Annotated in this window: 11 protein-coding genes; 4 read left to right on the top strand and 7 right to left on the bottom strand. The window is 73.7% G+C overall.

Annotation, left to right across the window (positions count from 1 at the left end; all coding sequences use genetic code 11):
* Positions 1 to 557: 557 nt before the first annotated feature.
* On the top strand, positions 558 to 2606 hold the full coding sequence (locus IE316_RS34525) for an AAA family ATPase (RefSeq protein ID WP_190208513.1): 2049 nt from the start codon (positions 558 to 560) through the stop codon (positions 2604 to 2606).
* Positions 2607 to 2622: 16 nt separating this feature from the next.
* On the opposite strand, the gene IE316_RS34520 is transcribed toward IE316_RS34525, so the two are convergent.
* From IE316_RS34520 to IE316_RS34505, 4 genes are all read right to left on the bottom strand, one after another.
* Positions 2623 to 4563 carry a multicopper oxidase family protein gene (locus IE316_RS34520; protein ID WP_190208512.1) on the bottom strand — a complete coding sequence of 647 codons (1941 nt, stop codon included), beginning with the start codon at positions 4561 to 4563 and terminating at the stop codon, positions 2623 to 2625.
* Positions 4556 to 4999, bottom strand: a complete 444-nt coding sequence (locus IE316_RS34515; RefSeq protein ID WP_190208511.1) for an SRPBCC family protein — start codon at positions 4997 to 4999, stop codon at positions 4556 to 4558. The genes IE316_RS34520 and IE316_RS34515 overlap by 8 nt, the downstream gene beginning before the upstream one ends.
* A gap of 61 nt (positions 5000 to 5060) precedes the next feature.
* A complete protein-coding gene (locus IE316_RS34510) occupies positions 5061 to 6404 on the bottom strand; it encodes a carotenoid oxygenase family protein (RefSeq protein WP_190208510.1) in 1344 nt (447 codons plus the stop codon).
* 447 nt (positions 6405 to 6851) lie between these two features.
* Positions 6852 to 8903, bottom strand: a complete 2052-nt coding sequence (locus IE316_RS34505) for an AAA family ATPase (protein WP_190208509.1) — start codon at positions 8901 to 8903, stop codon at positions 6852 to 6854.
* Positions 8904 to 9041: 138 nt separating this feature from the next.
* Between IE316_RS34505 and IE316_RS34500 the strand changes: the two genes are divergently transcribed.
* Positions 9042 to 10268 (top strand): hypothetical protein, encoded by a 1227-nt coding sequence (locus IE316_RS34500; RefSeq protein ID WP_190208508.1) that lies wholly within the window; start codon positions 9042 to 9044, stop codon positions 10266 to 10268.
* Positions 10269 to 10317: 49 nt separating this feature from the next.
* Here IE316_RS34500 and IE316_RS34495 read toward each other — a convergent pair whose 3' ends face one another.
* From IE316_RS34495 to IE316_RS34485, 3 genes are all read right to left on the bottom strand, one after another.
* Positions 10318 to 12864 (bottom strand): hypothetical protein, encoded by a 2547-nt coding sequence (locus IE316_RS34495; RefSeq protein ID WP_190208507.1) that lies wholly within the window; start codon positions 12862 to 12864, stop codon positions 10318 to 10320.
* Positions 12861 to 13112: a hypothetical protein gene (locus IE316_RS34490; protein WP_190208506.1), complete on the bottom strand. Its 252-nt coding sequence runs from the start codon at positions 13110 to 13112 to the stop codon at positions 12861 to 12863. Before IE316_RS34490 ends, IE316_RS34495 begins: the two co-directional genes overlap by 4 nt.
* Positions 13113 to 13241: 129 nt before the next feature.
* Positions 13242 to 14438: a S8 family serine peptidase gene (locus IE316_RS34485; protein WP_190208505.1), complete on the bottom strand. Its 1197-nt coding sequence runs from the start codon at positions 14436 to 14438 to the stop codon at positions 13242 to 13244.
* Between the two features lie 206 nt (positions 14439 to 14644).
* On the opposite strand from IE316_RS34485, the gene IE316_RS34480 reads away from it, so the two are divergent.
* Both IE316_RS34480 and IE316_RS34475 read left to right on the top strand, forming a co-directional pair.
* Positions 14645 to 17962 carry a right-handed parallel beta-helix repeat-containing protein gene (locus IE316_RS34480; RefSeq protein ID WP_190208504.1) on the top strand — a complete coding sequence of 1106 codons (3318 nt, stop codon included), beginning with the start codon at positions 14645 to 14647 and terminating at the stop codon, positions 17960 to 17962.
* A gap of 94 nt (positions 17963 to 18056) precedes the next feature.
* Positions 18057 to 19436 (top strand): hypothetical protein, encoded by a 1380-nt coding sequence (locus IE316_RS34475; protein WP_190208503.1) that lies wholly within the window; start codon positions 18057 to 18059, stop codon positions 19434 to 19436.
* Positions 19437 to 19515 lie beyond the last annotated feature (79 nt).

Raw genomic sequence — 19515 nt, 5'->3', positions numbered from 1 at the left:
GCGAGCTCTCCAACGCGGCGCGGGAGTTGGCCTGGATGGGCGATTCACCGATCAGGATGAAGCACAGCACCCGCGCTTCGTCCGAGAACTCGATGTAGTCATCAGGCAGCATCGACAACCCTCACGTCCAGCAGAGCATCGCCACCCGGACCCGCGCACGAGAACGTGCGGAAGGGACAAGCGTGCGTCGAAGTGGCCAAGTGGCAGAAGCCGAAGGTAGGTGGCCCGGCTTGACGGAGTCTTGCCGTGTGCTTGTCGAAGGGCGCGGCGAACCGGGTGCTCGCGCTCTCCGGTTCGCCGCCCCGGACCATGAACCGGGGCACTACATGGTGATCAGAAACTACGAAGGTCTCCGAAGGGAAGTCCACGGCGATGGCCGCCGGCGCCGCCACAACGGTGCCGACACCGTCTCAACGGGGGTTGTGCCGACCAGGTTCACGACTGCGGACCAACGGCCACGGGGACGGCGCGGGTGCGCCGTGGCTCCCGAACCGTTCGGTGGATCTCGTCGTACTCGAAGGCGAAAGGGACAGACCGCCGGTATCAGGAGAGCGTCCATGGAAAACGTCATATCCACCGCATCGCGTGCCGCAGGCGACCGCAAGCGGGTGTTCGTCGGCCGCCAGGAGGAGCTGGAACTCTTCCGCGAAGTGGCGGGGGACACCAGCCAGTTGGGGGTGTTCTACGTCCACGGTCCCGGCGGTGTCGGCAAGAGCAGCCTGCTCAGACGCTTCGTCGAGGAGGCCAGGGGCCGGGGACGCACCGTCGTCGAGGTCGACGGCAGATGGCTCGATCCCTCGCCGGCCGCGTTCGAGGCGGCGGTGGGGGCGGTGCCGGAGGCGTCGGTCCTGGTCATCGACACCTTCGAACGGTGCCAGGGACTGGAGGAGTGGCTGCGCGAACGCTACCTGCCCGCTCTGCCGCACGACACCACCGTGGTCGTGGCCGGCCGTGAGGCGCCGTCCAGCGACTGGTACCTGGACTCCGCGTGGGACGACACCCTGCACGTCATCCCGCTGGGCGACCTGACGCACGAGGACGCGCTGCACCTGATCCGGGCCCGCGGGGTACCGCCCCACCTGCACGAGTCGGTCATCTCCTTCGCCGGCCGCTATCCGCTGGCGCTGAGCCTCACCGCGGCCGTCGTATCACGGCGTATGGCCTCGTCCATGGACTGGGAACCCACCCCGAACGTGGTCGAGATGCTGCTGCGCCGTCTGGTGGGCACCACCCCGTCCCCCATGCACCGGCACGCCCTGGAGGTGTGCGCCCATGCCATGACCACCTCGGAGGAACTGCTGCGCGACGTCTTCGGTGAGGAGGACGCCGTCGTGCTCTTCGAGTGGCTGCGCGGGCTGCCGTTCGTCGAGTCGGGCCAGGAAGGGGTGTACCCGCACGACGTCGTCCGTGAGGCCCTCGACTCTGACCTGAGATGGCGGGACTTCACCGGCTACCGGAAGATGCACTACGCCGTACGCGACTACGCCGTCCGGCAGGTCCGCTCCGCCTCCGGTCCGGCCGTGCTGATGGCCGCGCGCGCGGCGAACTACCTGCTGCACCACGGGCCGTTCAAGATGGCCTACCACTCGTGGCGCGGCAACGGCGAGGTGTACGAGACGCCCTACCGCCCGCAGGACCGGCCGACCCTGCTCAGCATGGCCGCCACGGCCCGGGACGGGGCTCCGGTCACCGACGTCGAGTACTGGCTGGAGCGCCAGCCGCACGCGTTCCGGCTCTACTGGAACTCCGCGACCGGCGAGCCCCTCGGCTTCCTCGCCCACCTCGCCTGCGAGGAGTTCACCGCCGAGGACGCCGCCGCCGATCCCGTGGTCGCCGCGCTGCGGCGCGACCACTCCGAGGCGCTGCCGGCACCGGGCTCCGGGGTCCTGCGGCTGGCCCGGTACCTCGTGCAGCGGGACGGCAAGGAGCGGCCCAGCCCCGCCTTCGACCTGATGCGGCTCACCGTCCTCGCCGACTGGCTGCGCACGGACCGGCTCGCCTGGTCGGGCCGCGTCCTGTCCGACCGGGCGTTCTGGGAGAAGGAGATGGCCTTCCTCGGCCACCGGACGGTGGACACCGGCCGGACCCCCGACGGCCGTCCGCACACCGTGTTCGTCATGGACTGGCAGACCCTGCCGGTCGACCTGTGGCTGGAGACGCTGTCCCGGCGCATGCTGTTCGGCCCCGACACCGAAGCCGTCACCGCGCCCGCGGCCCCCGAGACCGCCCCCGGCACCTCGCCGTCGGGCGGCCCCGAGCTGAGCGACGAGCAGTGGGAGGAGGCGGTGCGCGAGGTCTTCCGCGCCTGGCGCCACGAGGACGTGCTGGCCGCCAGCCCCCTGCTGCGGCTGCTGCCCGCCGGCACCCCGCGCGAGAGCCTGGAACTGCTGCGGGGGCACGTCCTGGAAACCGTCGAGTCGCTGCGCGCCGACCTCACCACCGCCAAGTACCACCACGCGCTGACGGCCACCTACCTCGGGCGGCCGACCACCCAGCGCGGGGCCGCGGCCCGGCTGGGAACGCCGTTCAGCACGTACCGGCGGCACCTGGACAACGGGCTGGCGGAGACGACCGTACGGCTGCGCCGGCGGCTCACCCCGCAGTGATCCGCCGGCCCGGCGATCAGTGGCTCGTCCCGTGGTACGGGGACACGACACCGCTGTAGGCGAGGTGCATGATCATGCCCTGGGCGGTGTGGCTGAAGTTGTGGCAGTGGTCCATCCAGATGCCGGGGTTGTCGGCGGTGAAGAAGACCTCGTAACTCTCACCGGGCGCCACGTTGAGGGTGTCGGTGAACCAGGGACTGCCCGTGGCCGGTGTGCCGTTGCGGGAGAGTACCTGGACGCGGTGCCCGTGCAGGTGCATCGGATGATCGGTGACACTGCGGTTGGTGATACGTACGCGGACCCGGTCCCCCTCGGTGACCATGAGCGTCGGCACATCGGGTGCCATCCGGCCGTTCATGGTGTTGCCGTAGGTGAACTGTCCGTCGGCGAAGCCGAACCCGCTGTCCAGGACGACGTCGAAGTCACGGTCGTAGCGGTCCGGGACGGTGGTGGCGCCGGGTGCGGGCCTGCCGTAGGTCAGCCGGTCGAACAGGGTTCCCTCGCCCAGCCGGGCGGGTGCGCCGTGTCCGTCCGGGCTGAGCGCGAGTGCCGCCTCCCCTTCCGCGGCGCGGACGGTCACGGTACCCGTGGGCATGGTGAAGGCCAGGTCGTAGCGGCCGCCGGCGGGCAGGAGGAGGTCGGTGCCGCTGGGCAACCGGCCGGGGTGATCGACGGTGTTGCCGTCCAGGGCGGTCACCCGGTAGGACACACCGCCGACGAGCAGCCTCTGGGGTTCCTCCGAGCTGTTGACGACCTTCAAGGTGACGGGGTCGCCCGGTCGTACGGCCTCGCGCATCGGCGTGTCATGGGTACCGAAGCTGACCCCGGAGCCCGGCCACACGTGCGTGAACAGCGTCCGCACGTGCCCGGACGCCGCCGGCTGCCCGCCCCGGGGTTCCTCCACGATGAGGGAGCCGAACAGGCCGCGCCGGACCGTGGAGTCGGCGTCCCGGTGGGTGTGGTACCAGAAGGTGCCGGCCCGGTCGGGTACGAAACGGTAGACGTGCTCGCCGCCGGGCGGCACCGCGTCCTGGGTGACCCCGGGCACGCCGTCCTCCGCGTTGGGCACGTCCACCCCGTGCCAGTGCAGGGTGACGCCTTCGCGTACGTCCTTGTTGCTGAGCGTCACCTCCACCAGATCGCCTTGGTGGACGGTGAGGCGGGGGCCCGGCGCGCGGCCGTTGAAGAGGAGCGCGTCGACCGTCCTGCCACTGGAGAGGCGTACCTTCCCCCGGGCGGCGGTGAGGTGGAAACGGACATCGGGGGTGGTGTCACGGGGTCCGGTGAGGGTGCTGACGGACCGGGCCGCCGACGCGGGAGCCGTCGAGTGGTGCCCGCCGTGGTGCGGGGCGGCCTGCGCCACCTGCGACCCGCCTCCCCAGTCGGCGCTCGACGCGTGAGGGCCGGAGTGGTCCGAGGGGGCGGTGGTGGCGAGGCCCGTCAGCACGACGGCCACACCCGCCGAGGCGATCAGGCCCTGCCAGGGCAGGCGCGCGAGGCGCCCGGCGGCCGGCCCGCGGTGCGCCGCGCTGAACCGGGAGACCGCCGCCGCCCCGCCGAGGACGGCCAGGCACCCCAGGGCCGCGACGGTCAAGTCCTGCGGGCCCGGGGGGACGAACAGGAGGAAGGAGGAGGCCAGCGCGCCCATGGCCGCGGTGTGCCACGCGGTGGCGGCCGGCCCGCCCCGCCGTGCCGCGACGAGCGCCCAGCCCAGCGGAAGCACGAGAACCGGCAGGCCGAGCAGTACACGCTGGCCGGCCACCGCCCAGCCCGAGGTCAGCAGCAGCAGTACGGCCACCGCGGCCCGGACCACGGCGATGGCCAGCACCGCGTACAGCGGCCATCGCCGCACCGGCCGGCCGCTTCGCAGGCGGCCGGCGTGGCGCCCGAGCTGAACGCCCGCCAGGGGCAGGATCAGCGCGAGCACCATGTCGAGGAGGAACAGCGGCTCAGCCACGGCTGCCTTCGGCCGCTTCCCTGAGGGCGTCGAGCCAGGCCAGGAGCGAGCCCTCCAGCGCGGCCCGCATACCCGCCGGGTCGGCCTCGACCGGTGCGCCGGCCCAGGACTCCGTGGTGGTGACGAGGGTTCCCTCCGGGTGCGGCTCGAAGGACCAGATGTGGACGCCGTCGATGCCGTGCGCCGGGCCGCCCCAGACCGTACGGCGCCGCGGCTGGACCTCCGCGATGGTGGAGGCGATGGTCAGGCCCGCCGTCTCCCAGTGGAAGGTGTTGCCCTCGGCGAAGTCACCCTCCAGGTGCGCCTTGTCGATCCCGGGGTTCCAGTCGGTCCAGTTGTTGATGCCGGTGTGCAGGTCCCAGAGCGTCTCGGGCGTCGCGGCGATGACGACGCGGTGCTCGACGATGACGGGGGCGCTGCGGTCGATGTCCTTCACGGTGTCACTTTCCGTCGGTGGGTGTTCCGGCCGTCGGTCGTCCGGCGGCCGCGGAGGCGGATCAGGAGTGGTCGGGGACCCAGGAGCCGTGGATGCCGGCGACCACCCTGCGGGGCAGGTGGACGGTGGCCACCGGGCCGGCCAGGACGTCGGTGGCGTCGAGGACGAGGAGGCTGGAGGCGTCGGCGTGCAGATCGCTCACCACGGTGAGCAGGTAACCGTCGTCCTCCCCGGTGCCGCCCTCGGCGGGCACGAAGACCGCCTCGCTGGGAAGCTGCCCGTCACCGACGTGCCGGACCTGCCGCTCGCCGGTGGTGCGGTCGTACTTGACGATGCCGAAGTTGCCGATGCCCCGGTCGTCGGGGAACGAGATCGCGTACTGGTAGCGGTGCGAGCGGCCGGCGCGGTCCTCGTTGATGGTGGGGAACTCCACCACCAGGTCGTCGACGACCCGCTCGCTCACGGTTCCCGACCCGAGGTCGACGATCCACTGCCGGTTGAAGGAACGGGAGTTGGGCACGGCTCCCCGTTCGGGAGCGCCCACCCACCAGTTCCAGGACGTCCGGAAGCCCTCCCGGTCCACGGTGGGGCCTTCCAGCACGATCCGGCCCAGCTCGTCCTCGTAGGCGTTGGCCGCGTGCAGCATCGAACCGGGCTCGATGTCGAACCAGCGGATCGCCGCCGCGCCGCCCTGCCCGCGGGGCATCACCCCGATCCGGGCCGGGTGCTCGTCCTTCCACGCGTAGGGGATACCGGAGGTCTCGGTGTGGTCGAACGTCACCGTGCCCTCCACGAAGACGACGTACCGCTCGGTGACGGCGAAGTCGTGCTTGAGCGAGGCGGTGGCACCCGGCACCTCCGCACTGTGGATCAGGTCCCCCTTCTCCGAGGAGACGTGGTAGGTGAGGTACGGGGGGAAGGGGGAGGAGCTGAAGAAGTGCAGCTCGCCGGTGACCGGGTCGTGCTTGGGGTGGGCGGTCATGACGTTGGTCAGCTTGCCGTCGAAGTCGTAGGCCCCCACCGTCTCCAGCTCCGGCGTCAGCTCGAACGGCAGGTTCGACTCGCACAGCGCCAGCAGCCGGCCGGCGTGCTCGATGACATGGGTGCCCGCGGTGCTGGCCGTCAGGTCGGGACCGGTCTCGGTCATGTACGGCGCACCGTCGAGCGCGGGGGTGCGCACCCAGCGGTTGCGGTACCACTCGGCCCGCCCGTCGCGCAGCCGGATGCCGTGCACCATGCCGCTGCCCTTGAACCAGTGGGTGGGCGTGACACCGGGCTTGGGGTTGTGACCGTTGCGGATGAGCCGGCCGGACAGCTCGGGGGGAAGCAGGCCCTCCACGGTCAGCTCGTGGGCGGTGATCTCGTCGACGTGCGGGGTGTAGTGACCCGTCAGGTACGGCTTCATGACTCTCTTCCTCCGGGGACGTGGCAGACGTGGTGCGCGGCCGCTGGGCGGTGGCGTGGCACGGCCCTCGCGGATGCGGTGCGGCGGGAAGCCCGTCGAAGCGGGCGGTGCGCCGTCGAGCCGCGGGCACATCTCAATCGTCGGCGCCCGGGAAGCCCGCGCCTAGCCCGGATCAGTACTCATCGATGTCCGGCTGTGCTCACTGCCCCGCGCGGGCGTCCGCCCCGGCTGCGGCGCGCGGCGCCGCACGCGGGAGACCCACAGGAAAAGGCTCGGGCCCCGACGACGGGGGATCGACCGTCGGGGCCCGGGGTCCGAGGCGCTCGTGAGCACCTGGACACTGATCTCTACGAGCGCTTGGCGGTTTCGGTTCACCGCACCGATCCGCGGCCCCTCGCCGAAGACACCGGGGTCCACGAGGTGGCGGCACGCGGCGCCCTGGGCACGTCACCCGGCGGGGGTTCCCCCGAGCTCCCAGTGCCACAGATGCTCGACCAGCCGCTTGTGGCCCTCGGCGAGATGGCGGCGGTAGGTGCTGTAGGGAAGTCCCAGGCGCGCCGCCGCCGCCTCCTGGGTGGTGACCCGTTGCAGGTACGTCACGGTGAGCGCGCGGCAGGGCCTTTCCGCCTTGGCGTCGTGCCGCAGTTCGTCCACGGCGCCGACGATGATGTTCCGCAGCGCCTCCGCCGGATCGGCCTGGTCCGCCCATCGGAAACGGGCGGCCAGCCGGCTGGCGAACAAGGCGCTGTCACGCAGAGCCTGGGGCCGGTCCAGATCCCGCAGGGCCTGGCGCACGGCCGCCTCGAACTCCGTGCGGGTGAGCACCTTGCGCAGTCTGTCGTCCGCGGTCCGCGCGGGCGGCGGGTCGACGAGCGCTCCCGGCTGGGTCCGGTCGAACCAGATCTCCAGCGGTGTCACGCGCCAGTCGCAGCCGAACGTGGTGAAGGTGCGGCCCTTGTCCCAGGGGGTGCTGAACAGCTCCTCGTGTCCGAGGTGGTCCATCAGCGGCCCCCACAGCGCGGCGTCCGGCGAGGTGATGAACGACCAGGCCAGCCCCCGGGAGCGGATCCAGTCGCAGCAGATGCGGAGCTGCATGAGGTGCCCGACGCTGGACACCGTGCCGTACGCCTGCGGGTAGATCAGGAAGCGGCACAGCAGGAAGTGCTGGCCGGGCAGCAACGGGCTCAGCTCCCTCACCCGGTCCCACGCACCGGCGACGACCGGATCCAGGGTGACGCCCACCTCGGGATCGGTCAGCCGCAGCCACAGCATGAAGGCGACCAGCTCACCGGTGCGAGCACTGCGGTACACGTGGAACGCGCCGGGCTGCTCCTGGATCCAGAAGCGGACGATCTCCGCCGACCGGGGCCCCTCGGTCTCCAGGGCCATCCGGACGATCCGCTCGTGGTCGTCCGGGCGCAGAACGTCCTCGTACGCGTCTCCCTCGCGGTCGATCTTCTTGAAGTACGGCTCCATGGGCCCGTACCGCTTGAGGTAGGTCAGGGCCCGGACCGCGTTCATCGCCTCGGCCTCCGTGGCGGTCCTGACCCGGTCGAGCAGGTAGTGGCCCGCGCCGACGTGCATCCGCTCGTAGTTCTCCGGATCACGCCAGCGGAAGTCGTAGTCGAGGACGTCGGCCACCAGGTCGTGCAGGAACAGGCCGTGCCGCCCGTACTCGCTGAAGGGCAGTTCGCGCAGCCAGGCGAAGAGCGCGGCGGCCTCGTCCTCGCCGACCACTGCGCTCAGCAGCGGCTCGGTGGTCGTCTGCACATGGGCCGCGGTCTCCAGGGCCAACCGGTGCCCCCGGGACGGCAGTTCACCGACGAGGGTGGACAGCAGCGTGGCGATCACGTCGGGGCCAGGGGTCCATCCCGTGGTGTCCTCGCACCCCTCGGGCGACACGGACGCCGCCAGGCTCAGGGCCAGTGGGTGGCCGCCCGAGAACGCCAGGACGGCCTCGCGCCGTTCCGGGGGCACACCGCGGCGTTCGAGCAGCGCGGCGGCGGTCCGCCGGTCCAGCACGTCGAGCGGGAGCACCTCCAGCAGTCCGCTCCAGGACAGGTCGCACAGCCAGTCGGCGCTGGGCGGCTTGCGTCCGGCGATGACGACGAGCGCGTCGTCACGCATACCGGGCAGGAAACGCTCCCGCAGCCAGCCCTCCAGTCCGTCGCAGTGCTCGAAGCCGTCCACGAACAGGACCACGCCCGCCGCGGTGACCGCGTCACCCGCCTCGGCCTCGAACCCGGCGGGGGACGGGTTCACCCGGCGGCCGTCGATCCAGACGATGTGCCGGCCGGCCTGCCGTGCCTCGTCCTCGAACCGCCGCAGCAGCGTCGACTTGCCGACGCCGCCGGGGCCGTGCACGAACAGGACGGGACCGACCCCCTGGTCACCGTCGAGGGCACGGCGGAAGACCGTCAGTTCGGAGGTCCGTCCCACGAAGGTCTGCCGGCGAACGGACTGCAGACGGTTCGCCAGGCTCCTCGTACGCGTGTTCACGATCGCATCCTAAAACGCGCAGGTTACGGGCGTGTCCCGGCCGTCGAACCGAACCGGTGGCCTCGCCGTTGCCCCAGAGGAGGCGTGCGGCATCCCGACCCCGCCGCCCTGCCCCGCAGCCCCGAACCTGGAGTCCCCATGTCCTTCGAATCCGAGGCCGGCGCCCCCGGCCGCAACCGGTCCGGCACAGAAGGGCGAGCCGCTCGTCCGGCTCTTCCCCGCCGCGGTGCCGCGCCGGACAGTTCGATCGCCGCGGCCGCCCTGAACGGGGCATCGGGACGGTCGCGGAACGAGCGGACCGACGACGGCTCCGGACCCCGTACGTCCGACGCGTCCGGGAACGCGGACACCGGGGCGGCCCGGTCCGACGGGCCGGACCCGACGGCCGTCGCCCTGGCGGCGGAGATCCCCTGGACCAGAGCGCCCTGGGCGGTGGGCCAGGACGGCCGGGCACCCGGCCGGGCACGGGCGGCCCGTACGGCGAGATCCATCGCCCCGGGCGGCGGTCGTGATTCCGTGCCGCCGCTCGCCGGCCCCGCGACAGCGGAGCGCGCCGACGACGTTCCCGGCGGGCCCGGCAGCGGGCGCGGGCGGAAGAAGTGGGTGCTGGCCGGGGTGGCCCTGGCCGGTGCCACCGCGCTGGGCGTCCCCCTGGCGCTCACGCACACCGGTGACGGACAGGACCGCTCGACCGCGTCCGATGTGCTGTCGGCGGACCGCGAGGGCGCCCCCGTCACCGGCGGACCGGCCACCGGCACCGCACCGGAGCCCTCGTCCAGCGGCTCGCCCACCGGCTCACCGGACGCCGAGGAGCCGGACCCGGAGACGGAGAAGGCCGCCCCCGACCCCACACCCGACGCGGACGGATCCGGTCCGGCCACCGAGGACGAGGGCCGCGACGACCGAGCCGGGCGGGCCGGCGAGGCGGACAAGGAGACGGCAGCCGACGGCGACGGAACCGCCTCCTGGGAGCGCACCGTGCGTCGCCTGCTCAACACCGCGTCGGACAAGTGCCTGGTGGCGGGCGCCGAGCGGACGGTCGTCCAGGGCGAGTGCGGAGCGGACGGCTGGCAGCGGCAGGCGTCCGGTGACGGGGTGTTCCTCCTCCGGTTCACCTCGGCCGGCATGTGCCTCGACAGCAACGGCGAGTCCCTGTACGTCTCGCCGTGCACCGCCGAGGACCCGGGCCAGCTCTGGCGGATGCCGAAGGCCGGAGCGTGCGCCGCCACGCTCACCAGCGAGGAGTTCGGCGAGTACGTCACCGGGTGGAACACCGGTTCCGTCAGCCTGGTCCCCGCCGAGAAGGCCGACAAGGCCGCCAAGTACACGTGGAGCGTGTCGCCCTCCCCGCTGGACGGCTGCTGAACGGCCGCCGGGCGGCGGACCGTCCGCCGGTGCGCGGGGGCGGGAGGGCTCAGTGTTCCCCCAACGCTCCCGCACAGCGGTCGGGCCAGGTTTCCGGCCGGTTCGCACGGGGGGTGTCCTGATCGAGGGCCGCACGCAGCCGGTCGAGCACGGCACGGTCCTGCTCGGGCGACTCCCGCTCGCCGGAGGGGAGTTCGCGCAGCAGGACCAGGGGCCCTGGTTCCCCGCCACGTACTTCCAGCACCCGGAAGCAGGTGCCGGGGGCGAAGACGAGTTCGTCGCTCCCGGCCGAACCGGGGCCGAGGAGGGAGCGGACCCGTCGGGCGGTCGCCGACCAGATCGCGTACCGGGCTCCCGGACCGCCGCCGCTCAGCGGCAGGGCACTGACCGGGCCCGCGAGGCGGAGGGTCCGGCCGGGCTCCGGGAGGGGCGCGGCCGGCCGGCCGCCGCGCACCACCACTCCCCGGTACGCGGGAAGCCGCCGCAGCCCCGAGGCCAGGCAGGCGGCGTACGGCAGGAGCCGCCCGTCGCCCAGGCGCAGCGCGCTGTCCAACTCCGACCAGTGGAAGGCGCCCTCCTCGGCGGTGAGATAGAGGCGGGTGGCCACCAGGTCGGCACGGAGGGCCTCCTGGTCGAGGTCCCGCAGCGCCGGGAGCCGGGACAGGGCTCGTACGATCGCCCGGTACTGCGCCTGCCACTGCTCGCCGGCGAGTTCCCGCAACGCCCGGCGCTCGGCGTCGGTGCTGCGGTGCGCCGCCGTGAAGGGCAGCGGCGCGCCACCGGAGGGCGGGCGGCTCGCGGACCGCTCCGGCTCCGGACGATCCACCGGCCGCTCGGGTGCCGGACCGTTCCGCGTCGGGTCCGGTGCCGTCGGGGCGGTGGGCGGGGACGTCTCCTCCCGGGCGGCGGGCGTCGACGGGCCCTCGGGCGGCGCCGGTACGGCCGGTGCCGTGGCCGGCCGGTTCCTCGCCGACGCCCCGGGCGGGCCGGGCGCGGGGACGGTGTCCTCGCGCGTCACCGTCGGCACCGGGCGCATCGGGGACGGCGGGTCCGGCTCGGACGGGGCGACGGCCGAGCCGCCCTGGGAGGCCGGCGCCGGAGCGGGCACCGGTGCACGCACCGGAACCACGGCGGGCACCCCCGCCCCGGCCCCCGCCCCCGGTGTCGCGGCCGGCCGGTGTCCCGGTCCCCCGGGCCGGCCGCCTGCCCCGACGGACAGCAGGGCCACCCCGTGCCGGACGGCGAAGCGACGCAGCCGGGCGCCCAGGTCGGCGCAGCGGCCGCGCACCCGCAGCACCGTGTGGGCGCGGACGTCGGCCTCCAGCTCCATCAACAGGCGGTACAGCGCGGGCAGTACGGAGTCGTCGAGGTCCTCGTCCGGCTCACCCAGCTCGATCACCATGCGCGAGGGATCGGGCGGTACCGTCCCGAGGGGCACGTCGGTGCTCCGCGTGGTCAGCGTCATGCCGGTCCGTGTCACCCTCGCCCGCCAGTTGCCCGAGATCCGGATCGCACCCCCCGAGGGTGTGGTCTCCAGCTCCGGCAGGGGTGACTGCCAGGTGCCGAGCCGCGGCGGGGGCGAGGTGTCCGCATCGGGGTCGGCGGCGGGCGTGCAGATCAGGGACTCGACGAAGGGCCGCCAGGTCGGGGCGCGGTCGGGGCCGAGGAGCACGGGCCGGAGCGGCGCGTCCCGTCCGTCGTGGCGGGTGTACAGCGGTGCCGCCGTCAGCACCTCCACCTCCGCGCCCGTCAGATCGGCCACGTCCTGGGCGACGGGCAGCAGGTCGGTGGGGCCCGCCGGCGCGAGCCGGGCCGCCGCGCGCAGCGGAGCCGGCAGGGCGGACAGGAGGCTCGCGATCTCCTGGGTGGGGGGATGCGTCCCGGCGGGGCCGGTGGCGATGAGCAGGGACGGACGGTCCGGATCCATCGGTACGGCATGGCCGATGTCGGCCGCGTGCCGCGGGAGTTCCCGGCCCGGACCGATCACGACGCCCGCGGGGACCTGTTCGACCACGCATCCCCGAGCGGTCATGGCCGGCAGCGCCGCCACCTCGTCCTCCCAGGTGGGCGCGGGCGCGCGGCGGCCCTGCGGGCACGGCTCGCCGTCGGGAGCGAACCGCCACCAGCCTCCGTGCGGATGCCGCCGCCCGTGGACGAACAGCGACCCGTCGGGGTTGACGAGCACGGTGCCGGCGGGAGCGATCACGTCGAGCCCCCAGGTGCGGGAGATGTGCCGCGCCGGTGCCGGGCGGCCGTCGCTGTCCGCTCCCGCCCCGGACATGACGAGCCGCACGGTGTCACGGCCCAGGTCGCGGACCGCGTCCAGCGCTTCGGCGAGGGTGGGCCACAGGTCCGGGTGACCGGTCGCCGTCACCATCAGCGTGACGGCGTCCGGGTCGGTGCGCAACGCGCTGTGCAGGTCGGCGGTGCCGTCCCGGACGGGGCCGGAGGTCTCCTCGCGGACGACCATGAGGCTGCCGTCCGTCCGCACGGTCAGGGGCGCCGGCGGTGGCCCGCTCGGCCCGTCGCCCGGCCGGTCCGTACGCCGCCTCGGAGCGCGGACCAGCTTGGACGCCGCCGCGATCGACCAGGTCACGTCCCGCTCGCCGGTTCGGGCAGCGCCGGAGCCGTCCGGCCCCGCGACGGTGCCGGATCCACCGCGCTCCCGCCGGCGGGCACCGCGGCCCCGGTGACGACCGGATCGCTCACGGTGGAGGTCCGGGCGGGGGGTTCGGCGTCCGGGTACGGCATGGCGTGGTGACCCGCGTCGTCCCCGCTCCTGTCCTCGTCGTGGGAGTCCCCGCCCGGTGTTCCTTCGCGCCGGGTGTCCTCGTCCTGTGCCATGGCTCCTCGAACGTTGCCGGTCCGTGTCGGCCACGGACGCTCATCGTTGCCAACGACCACCGGCCGGCGTCGGTTCAGCGGTCCCGGGCGCTCCCCGCGGCCGTCCGGCGGGCCCGGCGGCACCGGCCGTCACGTACCCGCGGGACGCCACCGCCGCGCCCGGCCGCGCGGTACCACCACCGCCGCGGCGGCCAGCACGAGCACGAGCATCCCGCCGCCGACGGCGATCACCGTCGCGCGCCGCCCCGGTACGTCCGAGGGCGGCGGTGCCACCTGGACGGCGGGCTGCGCGGCGGCCTTCAACCGGTGTCCGGGCAGCACCAGGGAGACCGCCGCGTAGGGGTCCAGCCGGGGCGGCGCGGCCGGGTAGGCCGTCGACTGGAGCCTGCCGACCACGTCGGCGGCGTCCAGCTCCGGGTACCGCGCCCGCACCAGCGCCGCCGCCCCGGCCGCGTGGGCGGCGGCCAGCGAGGAGCCGGAGCCGATGTAGTGCCCGCTGCCGCTCGGACCGGGCCCGACCACATCGTCCCCCGGTGCGGCCAGGTCCGCCGCGAACGGCTCCGGGGCGGATTCGGGCCTCGTACCGCCGGGCCCGTAGTCGCTGACGGACAGCGCCTGGGCGACGGAGGCCGGGAAGTACGGGCGGGCGGTCGTGTCGGGCCGGTCGGTGTCCGGGTCCTCGGGCGCGGTGTCGGGTGCCGCGGGCGCGACCACGACCACGTCGTGGGCGGCGGCGTACCCGACCGCCGCGGTGAGTTCCGCGCGTCCCGTCGGCAAGGCGCTGGCCACGTAGACGACCTGGCATCCCTCGTCGGTGGCGGCCCGGATGCCGGAGGCGACGCGGCCGGGTGTCGCCGTCCCGCGTTCGTCGGTTCCCCGGACGGCGAGGATCCGGGCCCGGGGCGCGACACCCACGAAGGCGCTGCCCTCGACGGGGGCGGCGGCGATGACACCGGCCGCGAAGCTGCCGTGTCCGGCACAGTCCCGCCCCGCGTCCCCGAGCGCGGTGACCCGTCCGCGCAGGGCCGGCACCCGCTGCCCGACGCCGGTGTCCACGACGGCGACCGTCACCCCCGCACCCTCGGTGAGTCGCCAGGAGCGGGGCAGTCCGAGGCTGTTCAGGGTCCAGGGAGTGTCTTCGACGCGCCGTCCGGATGCCTTGGCGCACCCGTCGTCACCGGTGCGCGGCCCGCCCAGAACCGGCAGGTGAACGGCCTTGCCGGCCGCGGCGGCGGGAACCGCCGCGGTGAGGGGACCGGCCGTCAGGGCCACGACCGCGGTGGCGCTCAGGCACGACCGCAGGAGGCGGGAGGTGGCACGTCGCATGGGGTGCATCGTAATGAGGGCCGGGCGGCGCAAAAGCGGACGACAAGCGTTCGGCAAGCGGGCGGCACGCCCCCGGAAGGCCGGTCCCTGTTTGATCGGACCTGCGCGTCACCCCCGTACGTATCGGTGGTGCGGACGCGCGCACAGGTGCCCGGCCCGCCGCGCGGTATGCGGGGCCGTCCGTACGACGAACGAGGAGATCCCGCGTGGCTCGCCAGTTGCTCACGGTCAATCCGGAAAGGACGGAAGGGTTCCGGACGATCGCTGACGCTCTGGCGCAGGCGCGCACCGGAGCGCTCATCCGCGTCGGTCCGGGCCGCTATCCGGAGAACCTCACCGTCCGGACGCGGGTGACCATCGTCGCCGAGGGCGAACCCGGCAGCGTCGAGATCTGTCCGCGCCGGGGCGCGGCCGTCACCCTGGTCGCCGACGCGGTGATGCTGACCGACCTGACCCTGCGCGGAGGTGACAAGGAGGTACCCGTGGTGGACGCCCCCCGGGGCCAGGTCGCCATGGACAACTGCACGGTCATCGGCTCCGGTTGGACGGCGGTGCTGGCCCGGCAGAGCGGCTCGGTGGCCATGCGCCACTGCCGCGTCACCAACACGCACGGGGCGGGCGTCGTCGACACCGCGCCGACCGCGAGCGTCATCGAGCACTGCGTCATCGAGAACCTCGGCACCTCCGCCCTGGTGCTGTCGGAGGAGGCCCGCACCACCGTGCGCGACTGCGTGCTGCGTGCCGCGCGCGGCAACGGGGTCCTCGCCAACGGGGACGCGGCCGGCACGATCGAGAACTGCGACATCTCCGGCACCGAGAAGCCGGCCATCGCCCTGGAGGGCAACAGCGCCACCAGCCTGGCGCACATCACCGTGCACGACGTGGAGGTCGGCGTCTACGTCACCAGTGACGCCCGCCCGGTCCTGGACGACGTCACCGTCACCACCAGCAGCGGGCCGGCCATCGCGCTGGCCGAGGGCGGTGACCCGCTGGTGCGCAACTGCCGTACCGCGCGGACGAAGGGCGGCGCCCTGCTGGTCACGGACCGGTCGCGCGGCACGTTCGAGGACTGCGAGTTCGTCTCCTCCACCGCCCCGGCCGTGCGCGTCACCCAGCACAGCACACCCACGCTCAGCCGGATCGTGGTCCGGGGCAGCGACGGCCCCCGGGCCGCCGTGCAGCTCTCCGACCAGTGCGCACCGGAGATCGACCGGCTCGACGTGCTGGACGCGGCGGGTGCCGGCATCCTGGTCGACTCCGGCGCCCTGCCCTACGTACGCCACGCCCGCGTCACCCGGCCCGCCGCCCACGGCATCGAGGTCACCGAGGACGCCGGCGGACGCTTCGAGCACTGCACGGTCCTCGAACCCGGCGGCCACGCCCTGTACGTCGCCGACGGGGGCCGCCCCACGCTCAGTGACAGCTCCCTGCTCCAGGGCGCCCAGGCCGGCATCGCCCTGGCCGCCGACGCCACCGCCACCGTCCGCGACTGCGTGATCGAGGAGTGCGCCGGCTGCGGTGTCATGGTCGACCGGGACGCCCGGCTCCAGATGCTGCGCACCCGGATCACCGGAGCGCGGGCCCACGGCGTCCGCGTCGCCGACGGTGGCCGCGCGGAGCTCGACCGGACGGACATCACCGGTTGCTCCGGAGACGGCCTGCGGGCCGCCGGCACCTCCCAGGTCACCGTGACGGGCGGGTCCGCGTCCGGCAACAAGGGGGCCGGCCTGCGGCAGTCCCCGCTCGGCGACGGCGTACAGGTCGACGGCGTCACCAGCTCCGACAACGGCGAGCCCGACCAGTGGGGCCCGCCGGAGGAGCCCCAGGAGGAGTCGTCCGGGCGTGCGCGCTCCGCCAAGAAGAAGGACGACGGCCCGCTGGCCGAACTGGAACGGCTGATCGGCCTCGACGGGGTCAAGCAACAGGTCCGCGCCCTGGTCAACCTCAATCAACTCACCCAGCGACGCATCCAGTTGGGGATGCCCGTGCCCACGTCGAGCCGGCACCTGATCTTCGCCGGCCCCCCGGGCACCGGCAAGACCACGGTGGCCCGGCTCTACGGCGCGATCCTGGCCCAGCTCGGGTTCCTCACCTCGGGCCACATCGTCGAGGTCTCCCGCGCCGATCTGGTCGCCCAGGTCATCGGCGGTACGGCGATCAAGACCACCGAGGCGTTCAACAAGGCCCTGGGCGGCGTCCTCTTCGTCGACGAGGCGTACACGCTGCTCTCCGACAGCAAGGGCTCCGGCGCCGACTTCGGCAAGGAGGCCATCGACACCCTGGTGAAACTCATGGAGGACCACCGCGACGAAGTCGTGGTGGTGGCCGCGGGCTACACCGCCGAGATGCGGGACTTCCTGGCCGCCAACCCCGGCCTCGCCTCACGCTTCACCCGCACCATCGAGTTCGCCAACTACTCGGTGCCCGAGCTGGTGACCATCACCGAGAGCATGTGCGAGAAGCTCCAGTACGAGCTGGCGCCGGACACCCCGCGGGCACTCGCCGAGCTGTACGAACGCATGCCGAAGGACGCCGCGTTCGGCAACGCGCGCGCCGCACGCGGGGTGTTCGAGGACATGCTGGACCGGCAGGCGACCCGGCTGGCCGGCATGACCGACCCCACCGAGCGGGACCTGCGGCTGCTGCTCCCCGAGGACGTGTCGGAGGCCGCCGCCGATGACCGCCCGGCACCGGGCGACCGGCGGGAACTCCTGGACCGGCTGAACGGCATGGTGGGCCTGGCGGCCGTCAAGCGGGAGGTGACCGACCTGGTCAGCCTGCTCGCCACCGCCCGGGAGCGGGAGGCCGCCGGACTGCCCGTCCCGCAGATCGGCCAGCATCTGATCTTCTCCGGTTCGCCCGGCACGGGCAAGACCACGGTGGCCCGGCTGTACGCGGAGCTGCTGCACTCGCTCGGTGTCCTGGAGCGCGGTCAGTTGGTCGAGGTGTCCCGGGCCGACCTGGTGGGCCGCTACGTGGGCCACACCGCGCAACTGACCCGCGAGGTCTTCGAACGCGCTCTGGGCGGCGTGCTGTTCATCGACGAGGCGTACACGCTCACGCCCGCCGGTGCCTCGTCGGACTTCGGCCAGGAAGCCGTGGACACCCTGCTCAAGCTCATGGAGGACCACCGCAAGGACGTGGTCGTCATCGCGGCCGGCTACACCCGGGAGATGCAGCGGTTCCTCGCCTCCAACCCCGGACTCTCCTCGCGGTTCACGCGCTTCGTCGAGTTCGAGGACTACACCACGGACGAACTGCTCACCATCTCCGAGAACATGGCCACCGCCCTGGGCTACGAGTGCCCCGAGCCCACCCGGCGGATGCTGCGGGCCGTGATCGACGCACTGCCGCGCGACCGTGCCTTCGGCAACGCCCGCACCGCCCGGCAACTGCTGGAGACCATGATGACCCGGCAGGCCAGACGGCTGAGCACCACGGCCGCGCGCAGCATCGACGACCTGCGCATGCTGCTGCCCGAGGACCTGCCGGAGCAGCCCGAGCTCAGCGGGCCGGCGCGGTGAGGCGAGCCGGGTGCGCGGCCCGTGGGCCTCTCGTGTGACGACGGCGCGCCCGGACCCGCCGCCCTCGACCCGTCCTTACCCTTCAGGAGGAGACATGTCCGCACAGCCCCGCTCGTCGGGAGCCGCGCGAGGAGAACCCGCGGCGGCGGCCGCGGCGGCGCCGTCGATCCGCCGGGCCGTCGCGCTGCCCGCCGTGCCCGCCGGACCGGACCAGGACCTGTCCGGGCTGCGGAGCCGCGCCGACCGCACCCGGCCGGGCGACCCGGCGGACGCTCCGGCGGAGGACCCGACCCCCGCCGGTCCACGACGTACCGCGCGCACCGGTCTGCGCGGCGCGGCCGCCGCGGCCCTCGGCAGAAGGGCGACGACCTCGGGGGCTTCCCCCGCCGCCGAGGAGACACCACAGCGGTCCCGGACGGCAGCGGAACCCGGGGCCGGGACCGCGGACGAGGCCGAGGCGCGCTCCGGCGTACCGGCGGCGGCGCAGCCCGAGAGCCAGGCCCGGGGCGAGGGCGACACCGAACGGGAGGGACTGCGAGCGGCGGCCTCCGACTCGTCCCGGCCGCCCGCCGAGGAGGACGGCGACTCCGGTTCACCGTACCGGCCGAAGAAGCCGATGCTGGCCGCCGCGGCGCTCACGGGCCTGGTCCTGCTGGCCGTGCCGCTCCTCCTGGCCACCCAGGGGGAGCGGGAGGACCGCGCCTCCGCCCCGGACAAGCCGGTCCACGACTTCGAGGCGATCGTCGGCGGCGACTCCCCGACCGCCGGCGTGTACGCACCGGACTCCTCCCGTGACACCCCCGCGCCGAAGACGACCTCTCCGCACGCCCGGAAGCGAGGCGAGGAAAAGGCCGCGGCCGCGGACGACGCGCCCAAGGACGCCGAGCGGGTACGCACCGACGGCGGGGCTCCCACCCCGAGCACGGGAAAGGAGGAGGCGGCAGCCTCCCTTCCGCGAGGCAAGAAGAAGGAGGAGGAGGCGACCGACGAGAAGAAGGCGGACTCGCACGAGGCACCGGCCTCCGATGCCGACTCCTCGAGGTCCGCGAGCTCGCAGAAGAGCACCGCCCCGCGGTGGGAGACGGCCACGCGACTGTTCACCAATTCCCACACCGGCGCCTGCTTGAGCCAGAAACAGTCTCAGCGCTTCATCGCCGACGCGGCCTGCGGCCCCGGCAAGTGGCAGCGGCTCGTCCTCGGCGGCGGTTACTCGCTCTTCAAGAACCCCTCGACCGGCATGTGCCTGGACACCAACGAGGACACCCTGTACGTCTCGCCCTGCACGGACAAGGACCCCGGGCAGCGCTGGCGGACGCCCTCGGCGGGCGGGTGCACGGTCTACCTGGTGAGCATCGGCGGGCGGTACACGACCGGCTGGAACACCGACGGGGTGTCGATGCGCGCCAAGAACGACGCCGACACCCCGGCCAAGCAGAAGTGGCGTGTCTCCCCGTCGCTGACCTCGGGGTGCTGAGCCTGCCGCAGAACGTCGCCGGCGGTCTCGTTCCCGAGACCGCCGGCGGCGTCTTCCGTGAGCAAGCCGGCCACCGTCC

Source organism: Streptomyces fumanus (assembly GCF_014655295.1).
Classification (GTDB): domain Bacteria; phylum Actinomycetota; class Actinomycetes; order Streptomycetales; family Streptomycetaceae; genus Streptomyces; species Streptomyces fumanus.
The sequence above is the reverse complement of the archived record's forward strand: the minus strand, read 5'-3'. Positions and strand labels throughout refer to the sequence as shown.